The 11,268-nt window shown below is 57.6% G+C and carries 10 protein-coding genes; 2 read left to right on the top strand and 8 right to left on the bottom strand.

Going from position 1 to position 11,268, the window contains the following annotated elements:
- Positions 1–53: 53 nt before the first annotated feature.
- From ACSQ2Z_RS27090 to ACSQ2Z_RS27080, 3 genes are all read right to left on the bottom strand, one after another.
- Positions 54–1,163, bottom strand: a complete 1,110-nt coding sequence (locus tag ACSQ2Z_RS27090) for an extracellular solute-binding protein (RefSeq protein WP_436084315.1) — start codon at positions 1,161–1,163, stop codon at positions 54–56.
- A gap of 540 nt (positions 1,164–1,703) precedes the next feature.
- Entirely contained in the window at positions 1,704–3,077 is a 1,374-nt protein-coding gene (locus ACSQ2Z_RS27085) for an amidohydrolase family protein (RefSeq protein ID WP_436084314.1), read from the bottom strand.
- A complete protein-coding gene (locus ACSQ2Z_RS27080) occupies positions 3,022–3,810 on the bottom strand; it encodes a winged helix-turn-helix transcriptional regulator (protein ID WP_436084313.1) in 789 nt (262 codons plus the stop codon). Before ACSQ2Z_RS27080 ends, ACSQ2Z_RS27085 begins: the two co-directional genes overlap by 56 nt.
- Before the next feature lie 324 nt (positions 3,811–4,134).
- On the opposite strand from ACSQ2Z_RS27080, the gene ACSQ2Z_RS27075 reads away from it, so the two are divergent.
- Both ACSQ2Z_RS27075 and ACSQ2Z_RS27070 read left to right on the top strand, forming a co-directional pair.
- Complete coding sequence (locus ACSQ2Z_RS27075) at positions 4,135–4,875, top strand: response regulator transcription factor (RefSeq protein ID WP_436084312.1); 741 nt, start codon at positions 4,135–4,137, stop codon at positions 4,873–4,875.
- A 1,006-nt stretch (positions 4,876–5,881) separates the two neighbouring features.
- Positions 5,882–6,586: an autoinducer binding domain-containing protein gene (locus ACSQ2Z_RS27070; RefSeq protein ID WP_436084311.1), complete on the top strand. Its 705-nt coding sequence runs from the start codon at positions 5,882–5,884 to the stop codon at positions 6,584–6,586.
- A 42-nt stretch (positions 6,587–6,628) separates the two neighbouring features.
- Here the strand turns inward: ACSQ2Z_RS27070 and trbI are convergent, their stop codons facing one another.
- From trbI to trbL, 5 genes are read right to left on the bottom strand one after another with little or no spacing between them, the layout of a single operon-like run.
- Entirely contained in the window at positions 6,629–7,936 is a 1,308-nt protein-coding gene (trbI, locus tag ACSQ2Z_RS27065) for an IncP-type conjugal transfer protein TrbI (RefSeq protein WP_436084310.1), read from the bottom strand.
- Between the two features lie 12 nt (positions 7,937–7,948).
- On the bottom strand, positions 7,949–8,383 hold the full coding sequence (trbH, locus tag ACSQ2Z_RS27060; protein WP_436084309.1) for a conjugal transfer protein TrbH: 435 nt from the start codon (positions 8,381–8,383) through the stop codon (positions 7,949–7,951).
- A gap of 2 nt (positions 8,384–8,385) precedes the next feature.
- Positions 8,386–9,186: a P-type conjugative transfer protein TrbG gene (trbG, locus tag ACSQ2Z_RS27055; protein WP_436084308.1), complete on the bottom strand. Its 801-nt coding sequence runs from the start codon at positions 9,184–9,186 to the stop codon at positions 8,386–8,388.
- A gap of 53 nt (positions 9,187–9,239) precedes the next feature.
- Complete coding sequence (locus tag ACSQ2Z_RS27050) at positions 9,240–9,902, bottom strand: conjugal transfer protein TrbF (protein WP_436084307.1); 663 nt, start codon at positions 9,900–9,902, stop codon at positions 9,240–9,242.
- Positions 9,903–9,914: 12 nt separating this feature from the next.
- Positions 9,915–11,102 carry a P-type conjugative transfer protein TrbL gene (trbL, locus tag ACSQ2Z_RS27045; RefSeq protein ID WP_436084396.1) on the bottom strand — a complete coding sequence of 396 codons (1,188 nt, stop codon included), beginning with the start codon at positions 11,100–11,102 and terminating at the stop codon, positions 9,915–9,917.
- Positions 11,103–11,268 lie beyond the last annotated feature (166 nt).

The following is an 11,268-nucleotide window of genomic DNA, read 5'->3' as shown; positions in this document are numbered from 1 at the left end:
TGCAAGTTTCGTGTGGTCCCACGTCCTGTCCTCAGAACCGTTAGAGACCGATCTTAAAGGGTTCCTGCCAGGAAGTCGTTCCAAAGCTGGATGCGACGCTCCACATCCTCCGGTTCTTTGAAGAAAAGGAGGTTCTCCTTGAGCGCCGGGCTGTCCGCGTCGAGGATGTTGGTGGTCCGTAGAAAGTCCTCAGAAAGTCCAGCCTTGCGGGCTCCCGCTGACGTCAGAATGCCGTTGCTCCCCGAGAAATTCATGAATCTCGATTGCCATTCCAACGACATCGTGTCGTTGATAAACTTGTAGACGATGTCCCGCTGACCCTGTTTGGTGATATACGTCCCTTCAATCCAGGATGGCGTGCCTTCCTTGGGCAAGGTATACGCGAAATTGAGCTTCTTCTTCTTGAGCGAGTTGACGACCGAGACAAGGTGGCAATAACCGATGACCGCCTCGCCCGACGCGTAGAGGTTAGTGGCGTCATCAAATCCACGCGTGATAACCCGCACCTGCGAGCGAAGCCCTCGCAGTGCATCGGCGACGAGGGTAAACTCATCCTCCGTCAAATTAAAGGGATCTTTCGCGCCGACATACAGTGCGACCATCGGGATGTTGACCGTCGCGTCGTCAAAGGTGCTCACCTTCCCTTGGTGGGCCTTGTCCCAAAGCGCCGCCCAGGTCATCGGGGGCTCCTTGATAACATCGGCGTTGTACATGAGCGGCTGCGTACCCCAGTGCAAGGGAATACCCATCAGAACACCATCCACGCTCAGCGGATTCTTCCAGTTCAGCGCTGGGAGGATGTTCGCAATGTTGGGAACTTTTGCGATATCGAAAGCGTCGATCTGGCCGGCCTTCTTGAGGCGCCCAGCTGTGGACGCCTCTGAATAGATAACGTCTGGCTTTATCGCCCCGGATTGGAGTTGCGCGAATACTTCGTCAAGGGAAGAAATGACCACCGGGTTAAGCTTGACACCTTCGTTAGCTGCTTCCCACTCCTTGACCCAGTCAGGTTCCTGATAGGTTTCCCAAGTAAGCAGCGTGATCGTCTCCGCCGCCGCTGCCCTGCCTATGATGGCCGGAGCAAATAGCGTACCGGCGGCGAATGCACCGCCAGCCTTAAGAAGGGTGCGACGGTTGATGGGCTGTAAAACTAAGTTTTTCATGCGCTTATTCCCCTTGGTTATGGTTCGATTACACAACTCCGCTGACCTAACGAGCTCCCTTTGGAAAAAATTTCGTTCGGTATTGTTCTTATTGTATTCAATTCGGCCGAGCCGGCGCTCTCCTGCACACCGGAATTCCAATGCCTCGTCGTTTAACTCAAAGCGCACAGCACCGAGTACGGCCAAAGGCATCCCCGCGAATGAAGGACAAAAAGTGGATACAGGCAGTCGCCCTATCGATATCAAAGAACCCAAGTTACTGCGGCCGGCATAGGGTGGATGCTGCGCGCATCCATCCGCACAAAACAACTCTCCACTTCCGCATAAATACAGCCTTTGAGCGCCCGCTCGTAAATGACCCGGCTACACCGCTGTTGTGCCCTCGTCCCGACTTCGTCTCGTCCCTAATCCGTGCTTAATTAGTGACAGTGAACACATGATCCAAACTGTTGTCAACTGTATCATGTGATCCAAACGAGATTTATTTCGCGCTAGGAAAATTGCCTGAACTTAATGTGGACCACGCGCAAACGGCCACGATCACCCGGTTGCATCGATGAGTGCCCCGTTCCATACCGCAATCTCGCCCCTGATCATGACATGACGGACACGGCTGAGATTGTGATCTTCGGAGATTGTCAAGTCCGCACGTCTGCCCTTTTCGAGGAGCCCACGGTCGCCGGCAAGCTGCGGAAAAGTCCGGGCAACATTGCCCGTGGAAAGAGCGACCGCTGCTGGTGCTGACAACTGACTTTTTGTCACCATGCGTTGCACTGCCGACAGAATGCTGTCCCAATCGCCCCCGGCAAAATCCGTCGATATCGTATCGACCAAACTCGCCTCGATCAGTGCGTCCAGATTATCCGGTTCGTTACGCCAGCGCGTATGGACACAGTCAAGCGTCGATACGTCAATTGCAGCACCCCGCTTGCGAAGCCCCGATGCGAAGTGCACTGCTTCCTCTGCCGAAAACGAAGGATGGTTGGCGTGTCCAGCGACCATCTTGCAGACCGGATGTGTTGCCGCAATCTTCAACAAGGTTTCGATCGTCGGCAACGCCGTGTGGAAAATAGCTGGCAGACCGAAACGCGCGGATTGGGTCGCGATCTCCCAAAAGCCATGAAGCGAGAGAGCAACCGGCGGAAGCACGGTCTTTGCGATGAGCTCGCGCATCGCTGCCGCGTCGAGATGCGCTTTCAGGCCGCAGCTCTCCATCAGGTTCTCAAGATAAGGCTGATCGGCGGCTCCATCGCCATTGAGCGACCGGCCGAGCACTGCTTCTTTCAAGGAACGGGCAATTTTCGGGTGAACGGAGACTCCGGTCGCAGCCAGAATGGCGGCGGGAATGAAGCGGTAGTCCTGCGCTCCACCGCCCAACGTCTGGCCCCCACCTGCCTCGCCCAGCGCCTTGGCGCCATCGGCAATCATTGCCTCGATTGTCAAGGCGTGGTGTCGGTTCGACAAGCCCTTTCCGTCAATCTCCATGGCTGCGGCGATGTTGCTCGGTGTGTGCGCGGTCGACACATGGATGTCGAGTGAATGTCGCTCCGCACCAGGAGGGTGAATTTCGTCAGCCGCTGCGAGGCCACAGACATTGAGCAGCGTCGTCGTTCCGGACAAAAGATGCCTGTTGCGGAAATACGCGACGTCGTGCTCGGCAAAGGGCGCTGAGCCGCTTGGCATCGCAGGCCCGTGAATACAGCCGTGCGCATGCGCGTTGATAATCCCTGGCAGAATCGTGCATCCGGTGGCATCGATCACGAACGCGTCCTTGGTTGTAGACTCGGTGCCCTCTCGCACCTCGAGGATCCTGTCGTCGCGCAACCGCACGACACCCCTTTCGAAGAACGTCCTGCCATCACCCGTGATCACGCTCCCATTGATGACGACGGTATCCTGAAAACCGATGCTCATCCCGCTTCTCCTTGGCTGATCCTGACGCTTCCCCGTCCTTGGCATCCATTCCACTCGTGTTCAGCGCGTAGCCAACGCCGCGTACGGTTCGGATCGGGTCCTTGCCCGGGACGAAATTCAGCGACCTTCGCAGGTGCCCGATATGAACATTGACCGTGCGGAGATCGACAAAGACGCCCCTCGGCCACGCACCGGCTATCAGCTCGTCGCGGCTCATCACCTGCCCCGGCCGTTCCATGAGGCATCGCAGAAGGTTGAATTCGATCAATGGCAAATGAATTTCCCTGCCGCTGCGGAAGACCCGGCATGCAAGAGGCTCAAGAATAATACCCGCTTGACCGAGGCTTTCATGATGCGCGAGATCTGCAATCCCGCTCGCCGGCAACGGCAGTTGTGCTCTGAGGACATCCAGAAATCGCACCGGATCCACCGGCCTGACGAAGGCGATATCGACGCCGGCGTTGACGAAGCGCGGATACTCGCTGGCCGCTGCGGGATCGATCAGCGCAATCAGCGTCACGTCCCGTGTCTGGGGTGTGGCCTTGAGCATTCCAAAAAGTGCAAGCGAATAAGCCGGATCCCAGTCCACCAGCAAAGCATCGGCGATACCTTCTTTCGTTAGCGACAGGGCCTCGTCGCAATCCGCCGCCAGAACCGTATCGAAACCATCCCGCACAAGAATGTGCCGCAGGAATAACGAACATTGAGGGTCGCTCGATGTGATGATGATCACGCTTCTCACATTTATACGGCAGGGCGCGCCGGCTGCGGCGTGAGGCTGCCGCGCCTCTGACCAGAATTGTTGCCATTAGCCTGTCATTTCGTTGCATAAAATTCAAACCACACCGTAATGTTGTAGGTTAAGATTTATTGCGCCGCGGCGGCTCCTGTCTTGCATGGATCACTCGGATGTCTGTGACCCGGTCGTCTCGGTACGAAAAAAGGGCACTCGTACTTTTACCAGTTGCCGCCTTCTCAACGCGAGGGAAGCATGCGCTGTTTCTAGTGATCGCCGTGCAGGCTGGGCCTTTGCCCATGTCAGAAGCGAGGGCGCAACATGCCGGTGTCTGAAAAGACAAGTTCAGAAAAATCAGCCCCCGGAATTCTTTTGCTCGGGGATGGTGAGGCGTGTGGCGGTATTGCGAGCACCATTTCGGCGGCCGGGTTTGCGACGGCATGGACCGAACAATGGCCTGATGGTAGCGCGTTGCTCACGCGCCAACCGTTCGATCTGGTGATCGCCTATGCGCATGCAGCAGACAGCCTTCCTCTCTGCCACGCCATTCGCTGGCAAAGCACGATTCCCTTGATTCTTCTTATCAACGGTGCAACGAGACAGAATAGAATTGCCGCACTCGATGCTGGAGCGGACGACTGTCTGTCGCAACCCTTCGATATCAGCGAACTTGTCGCGCGCATTCGTACGCTTCTGCGCAGATCAAAGACCTGCGGCGCAAGTGGCCTCGACATGCCCGGGTTGCGGTTTGAGAACTGGCGGATCAATCCGCGCCGTCGCCTCGTCTACGATCCGGCCGGCCGGTCGATACCGCTCACGGCCGCCGAGTTCGACATGCTGCTTGCATTGTGTCTTAATCCTGGCCGGGTGATGACAAGGGCGGAGCTTCTGGGTTTCGCGCATGTGGGCGTGGGCAAACCAGGAGAGCGGAGCGTCGACGTTCACATCCGCCGCTTGCGATCTAAGATCGAGAGGAACCCGCGTCATCCGGAGCTCGTCAAAACTATCAGGCTTGGCGGCTATATGTTCACCGCTGTGGTCGACCGCGACCACCTGACATAATCCCATTGCGCATGTAGCTCGACGCACTTTCCCCTTACCAGAAAGAAATCCGCGCACGGATCAGCATTCACGCCTGGAAAAATGACTGAATGGACAACCACGTAAGAAACAGCGAAGTGGCGGCGCGCCTTGAAAACTCCATGCGGCTGTTATATTTTCGTTCCATGGAACTCGTCTCCAGCATTTGACCACGGATGTACTGGCACTTGCTGTTGAGGCGAGCCTCTGGGGTCGGGCGGTCACCCGGCCTTTTCTTTTTGGTCCCTCTGCGCCACCGATCGCCACACAGTCGCCATTTGAACGACACTCGTCTTGATGGCCTCAACTTTTTGTTGTCTATTCCGCCTCGCCCCGATTGTTCCACTGCTCGGGCGGCGATTGAATCTTTCAATGAGGTGCTGCGATGACTTACGACTGGGACGGCAGGCGTACCAGGCGCATGAACATGATCCAGAGCATCGTCATCGGCGCGGTGATCTTCCTCGGTTCCACTTTCTTCGCCGCAGCTATTGTGATGGACTAGCGACTGGTTGAGTTTCAGCGTTTCAGCCCGCAAGGTTTAGTTCGAAGGCATTTTTGAGCGACGGAGCGCAGTGGCGAAATTCGACCGCCGGCGATTCACCCGACGGGGCACGTCCAAGTCCCGGACGGGTTTGCCTCTGAATCGTTCCTATCGTGTTGCAATAATCGAGTTGACGTTGTCTCGGTTGAAGGTCCCGGCGAGGATGCGATCACCAGCGCAACCGAACTGATGGGATTGCTGCCGATGTCGGCTAAGCGCGAATTGTTAAGTTTTGTTGCGAGGAAGCCTTGAGGTTGTGGAAGAAGTCATCGGCAGCTAAAACGAGTTGCGGGCTCCGGTGAGGCCTGTATCAAACCGGCCCGGATTCTTTTAAAAGCAACTGCTTGCCCGAGCGGCAGTTCAGTCAACGCGCCATGCCGGTGATGTCTGCAGTAGCTCTCACCGTATTGCGGCATGGCCATCGTTCAGATGGAGTTTGATCCCATGAAACGTAATCGGTTTTTCAGTGAGCTCACCGAAGCCGTCGCGCGGGCATCCGGTCAAAAGTCCCTGAAGCTCGCATTGAGCCGCCTAAGGGCCAACTATGGCTATGACTACTTCGCGTTCCTCAATCTGCACGCTCAGAAGGTGCATGCCGTGTCGGACTACCCAAAGGAGTGGCAAGCCATTTACCTGGAGCGATCCTATACTATCATCGACCCGGTCATAACCACCGCAAAGCGCCTCAACCGGCCGTTCGAGTGGTCAATCGATCGGGAACGACGCTTCGCCGGCAATGATGTCAAACGCTTCTACGATGACGCGGCAGGCTTCGGGATCCGCTCCGGCATTTCGATTCCGGTGCGAACTGGAAAGGGACAGTACGCACTTTTTACACTTGCATCGCGCGATCCGGAGACGGCGAAAACTGCGGAGTTGGATATCGTCTCGGCGGTTTCAGCGGTAGCACTGCTTCACGCAAAATTCGCCCAGGAACCCGTGGCGCCACCGACGCTTGCCAACCTGAACACAAGGGAAGCTTCATTTCTAAAAATGATAGCCGAGGGCATGAGAATGGCTGATATCGCCAATGTGGAAGGTCTCGCATACAAAACCGTTGTGTTCCATATCAATAAAGCCAAGGCAAAGCTCGACGTCTATACACTCCCTCATGCGACGGCGCGTGCTACCAAACTGAGCCTGATCTAGTCGCGCGGCGACGGACATCTTGGAAGCAAAATCTGAGGCCAACTATCCTTCACGATATGCCGATGGGAAAACGATGTCCTGGTCGACGAGGACGTTGAATTTATAGCCCGGCCGGATCTTGAGGGTGGGCTGAACATCCAGGTTCCTGTCGATCGTTCGCTCCACCACCCGCCCGAACGTCTCGGCAAAATTGCGCCGCGCGGCGTCAGAGGCGGTGTCCTGTGTCTCAAGTGTCGAGCTTTCGGGCACCGACATATCGATGCCGGTACCTATCATCGCGAGCAGGGCCGCAGCGCCGAACGTTCTTAGATAATGCCGGTCGACCTTGTCCTTGAACCCCCCATAGCCTTGCGCATCAGTCCCCGCCATGCCGCCGATCTGCAGCGTGGAGCCATTCGGGAAAATGATGTCGGTCCAAACGACGAGGACACGGGATTGCCCGAACGAGACGTCGGCGTCGTAGCGGCCAAACAGCTTCGTTCCCTGTGGGATCAGAAGCCTGTGGCCGGTGGCGCTGTCAAATACATGCTGGCTGACCTGCGCGGTAATCCGGCCAGGAAGATCGGAGTTGATGCCTGTGATGAGTGTGGCGGGGATAACCGATCCACGTTTCAGCTCATATGCTGACAGCGGGGGGACGACGCTGTTCGGAAGATAGCCCAGGTCCTTGATATCCTGGTTGAAGAAATCGGCTTTGCTGGTCTGGCCGTTCGGATCGACATTCTGCCCGGCCAGGCCCGATCGCAGAGCTGAGGCATAGAGATCGGAAGCGTTTCGTGGAAAAGTCTCCTGACCACCGCTGTTTGCGGACGTATCAGCAACTGTGTCGTTCGCATCGGTATCGCGAACATTCACCGTCAATGGCGAATCGAGTGCAGCGCTTCTCGCCTGCAATCGTGCCATCCGTTGGCGCTGCTGCTCGCGCAGGTATTGCTCTTTCTGTTCACGTTCCAACCGTGCGCGCCATTCTTTCTCGGGATCAAGTCTGCTGTCGGTGTCAGCGTTTTCCGGTTGACGGAGCGCTGGGCGGTTCTCAAGCCGTTCCAATGGGTCCTGAACGACCGGCGTGGGCTGAAACACTTGGCTTTGGCTCGGCTCGCCGATGATGCCATCGGAGACACCCCGTTTCAGCTGGTCAGCGAAGGTCGAAGGGGGATTGTTCGAGGCGGCATCAATGCCGGGCTCGCCGCGGAAATTGAGACCACGCGACGAAAGCCCGTAAATGATCACCGCGAAAAACAGGAGCGCGAGTATGATGACGATCACGATCGGCAAGCGGTTTACCCGTCGGATGCCCCGGTGTTGCTCGTGCTGGGGGGACGTGCCGCCGAGCTGCAAGGATTGCACCATGCTCTTGCCCCCCTACTGGCGCTGCATCACGGACAGCGGACTGGAGGGCGAGGCGCCGCCCGTCGTCGTGCTGTAAGCCCGGGTAAGCTCTACCGACCCGGTCGAAAGCCGTGCGAGCGTCTGTCCCTCGAAATCGTCGACCATGTAGGCCAGCTGAACGAACGGTTTTTTGTCATTGGTCGCCTGATCGGTGGTGACGGCATAGCCCGAGCTCTTCAGGGCCGCGACAAGCGCCTGTCCGAATGGCGACGTATCCTGTTTCAAAACGAGCGTACCAGGACCCTGCCCCATCTGTTCGGCAAACCGGCTTGCCATGTCGCCGGCAATCGCGCTGGATGCAGCCTCGGAAAGCTCGGGTGGAGAAGCACTCGTGGTCAAGGCGTTGGTGCCACTCTGGCAACCGGACATCGAGGCGGCAAGTAGAGCCATCATGAGCAGGTTTCGCATTGTCACCCTCCCCTGCGAATCGTAATCTTCTCTCTTCGCCAGCCGACACCGGAAAGTAGAACGGCGCGATCAACATTGTAGTCGACCACCATCATGTTGTTCTTCATGCGGTAGTTGACGATACGGTTCTGGCCGCCCGAGACGACAAAAAGAACCGGCGCGTCCTGGCCTGAAATCGTGCGCGGGAACTGGATGTAGGTTTTCTGTCCGTCGGAATACACCCGGGTCGGACGCCAGGACGCTCGACCGCTGACCAAATAGGAGAAGTTCAATCCTTCTGCCGGGACGCCGGCGCCCGGTATCGAGCTTGCCTCCAGCCGGGCATTGATATCGGCCAGTTTTGTCGAAACATCTTCCGGATATTCGAACCCGACGCGCGCCATGTATTGGTTCGGATGTGATTTCAGCTGGATATGATAGGTCCGCCGCGAGGTTGTCACGACCATCGAGGTGACGAGGCCGGGCTCGGATGGTTTGACGATCAGGTGGATCGCCTGCCCACCCGCTGCACCCGAGGTCGCCGGCTCCACTTTCCATCGAACCGTGTCGCCAACGAGAACATCACGCACGACCTCGCCGGCTTGCAGCTCAATGTCACAGACCTGTAAGGGCGAGCAGACGACGGATGGCTGGATCTCCCCAAAGAGAAAGACCACCTTTCCGTCAGCGCCTTTGGTCACGAGACCGGTGCTGCCGCGCCATCTACCGGAAATGCCGGTTCCCTTGGCTTCGTTCGAGGTCATGCTCTGCGCCAAAGCCGGTCCACTCGCAAGAACAGCGGCAACGATAAGTGTGGCGCACATTCCGAAGGAACCCGGCCGACACGATCTCAATGGTTTCATGTATCCCAAGCCCCTCAAAGCTGTGCCGTCCAATCGAAGTCGCGGAGGTATAGACCGATCGGATTGAGACGGATGACGCCCTCGTCCTGCGGTGCGGTCAACGTGACGGTCGCAATTCCACGGAAGCGGCGCACGCCTGTTTCCTTGCCTTTTCGGTCCCGCTCGAACTCGGTCCAGTCGATCTGGTAGGACTGATTAGAAAGGGCGACGATGTTGTTGACCTCAATCGCCACCGTCGCGTTTTCTGCTTTTGCAAAGGGTGAGTTTGCCCGGAACCAGGCGTTCACTTTTTCGGTGGAGGGATCCGACGTACGCAAAAGCGCATAGGTGCGATCGATATATTGCTTCTGGACGACGGCATCCGGGCTGACAGACCTGAAGCTCGTGACGAAACTGCCGAGCGTGGCACGCACGACCCGCGGATCGGCGTACTCGATCTGCTCGGGAAAACCGCTACTGACCGAGGTGCCGAGCTTGTCAACCTCGACGATGTACGGGACGAGCTTGACCTGGGAGCTCTGATAGAGCGCATAGGAGAAGGCGACGAGTGCCATTCCGAGGCTGGCAATGCCAACGATCCGCCAGGCAGCCGCCGCTTTCACATAGGAGCCGTATCGCTCGTTCCACTCCTGCCGTGCGGCAAGGTAGGGATTATCAGGCGGTTGTCGCGCTGCCATTGCTCGATTCCCTCAATCTAATTTCTTATCGTCGCGAAGTGGTGGGGGTGCTTTTGCGTTGCCAGCACCGGAGGCTTGGTCGAGTTTTGCATTCGCCAGCCCCATGATTGACCCAGCATAGGCGCCGGGAGAGCCGATCGCCTTGTCCTTGGCAGCCGATCCAACTGCCGTGCCCGTCGCGCCAATGCCAGACGCCATGCCTTTCAACGCAGCCGCTGCGGCTGAAGAGCCGGCGGCCCGTGCGCCACTGGCGGCTGCCGCCCCGGCTGCTGCGCCGCCGGCAGCCAGGAAACCTGCCCCGGCCGCAAAGGACGCTGCCTGCCCGCCATGGCGGATTGATTCCATACCGCCGCTCACGGATGCACCCTGGACGACGCCCTGCATGATGTTTGGGACATACATGGCAATGACGAACACCACGACGGCGATGCCCGCGATGGCTAATGCAGTCTGGAATTCGTCACCGACGCTCGTGTCGTTTGCCAGGCCAATCAGTACGTCAGATCCAATGCGGGAGATCATGACAAGCGCCATGAGTTTCATGCCGACGCTGAACGCATAGACGAGATATCGAACCGCAAAATCCTTCGTGTAGGAAGATCCTCCAAGGCCTAGCATGATCATGCCGGCCAGCAGACCCACGTACATCTCAACCATGACCGACACGAAGATCGCGGCGACCAAAGAGAAGGCGATGACGACTACGATCATTGAAAAGGCTGCTGAGATCGCAAGCGCGTTGTCCTCGAACAGACCAAAGCTGATCTTTTCGGACATTTTCGATGCGACCGTGAGGCCGGCGTTGAAGACGTTTGCCGGCGACGCGGATCCACCGTCCGCACCTATCTGGTAAAGACTGTCCACCACTGCCTTTGCAAAGACGGGGCCCTGATCGAGGATGAATGCAAAAAGACCGATGAACATGATCCGGCGAACCAATTCGGCAAACCAGCTGTCGAGTGAGGCAGCCTGAATCGCGAGCCAAACAGCCGCAATTCCGATCTCGATTCCGGCGAGAATCCAGAACAGCGACCGTGCTGCGTCCATGACAGTCGCTTCCCAACCGCGGGCCGCTATCCCCACTTGCGTCTGGAGGGCCGTGAGCACGCTACCCTCCTGGCCGAATGCCGGGGGGGCAAGTAGCACAACACCTATCAGAATGAGACTCCTCGGCGCGTCGCGCCTCGGATGCGGTACCATCCAGTCTACCATTGTGGCCTCATATCCTGACCGTGCCTCGTGTCATATCGTCTCCGAGAGCCAAAGAAATCCTGGTGTCTTTCCACGTCATCGGCTTTCCTTTGCATGTGAACGAGCCATGCTCCGCTCGCTCCCGCACCGAGGATGATCAGTAGGATCGCGACTT

It is taken from the genome of Pararhizobium sp. LjRoot235 (assembly GCF_964254145.1).
Lineage (GTDB): Bacteria > Pseudomonadota > Alphaproteobacteria > Rhizobiales > Rhizobiaceae > Pararhizobium.
This window is presented reverse-complemented; position numbering and strand designations above follow the sequence as displayed.

Coding starts and splice junctions, on each gene's coding strand:
- ACSQ2Z_RS27090 (WP_436084315.1), bottom strand. CDS start 1,163: ATGAAAAACTTAGTTTTACAGCCCATCAACCGTCGCACCCTTCTTAAG.
- ACSQ2Z_RS27085 (WP_436084314.1), bottom strand. CDS start 3,077: ATGAGCATCGGTTTTCAGGATACCGTCGTCATCAATGGGAGCGTGATC.
- ACSQ2Z_RS27075 (WP_436084312.1), top strand. CDS start 4,135: ATGCCGGTGTCTGAAAAGACAAGTTCAGAAAAATCAGCCCCCGGAATT.
- ACSQ2Z_RS27070 (WP_436084311.1), top strand. CDS start 5,882: ATGAAACGTAATCGGTTTTTCAGTGAGCTCACCGAAGCCGTCGCGCGG.
- trbI (WP_436084310.1), bottom strand. CDS start 7,936: ATGGTGCAATCCTTGCAGCTCGGCGGCACGTCCCCCCAGCACGAGCAA.
- trbH (WP_436084309.1), bottom strand. CDS start 8,383: ATGCGAAACCTGCTCATGATGGCTCTACTTGCCGCCTCGATGTCCGGT.
- trbG (WP_436084308.1), bottom strand. CDS start 9,186: ATGTGCGCCACACTTATCGTTGCCGCTGTTCTTGCGAGTGGACCGGCT.
- ACSQ2Z_RS27050 (WP_436084307.1), bottom strand. CDS start 9,902: ATGGCAGCGCGACAACCGCCTGATAATCCCTACCTTGCCGCACGGCAG.
- trbL (WP_436084396.1), bottom strand. CDS start 11,102: ATGGTACCGCATCCGAGGCGCGACGCGCCGAGGAGTCTCATTCTGATA.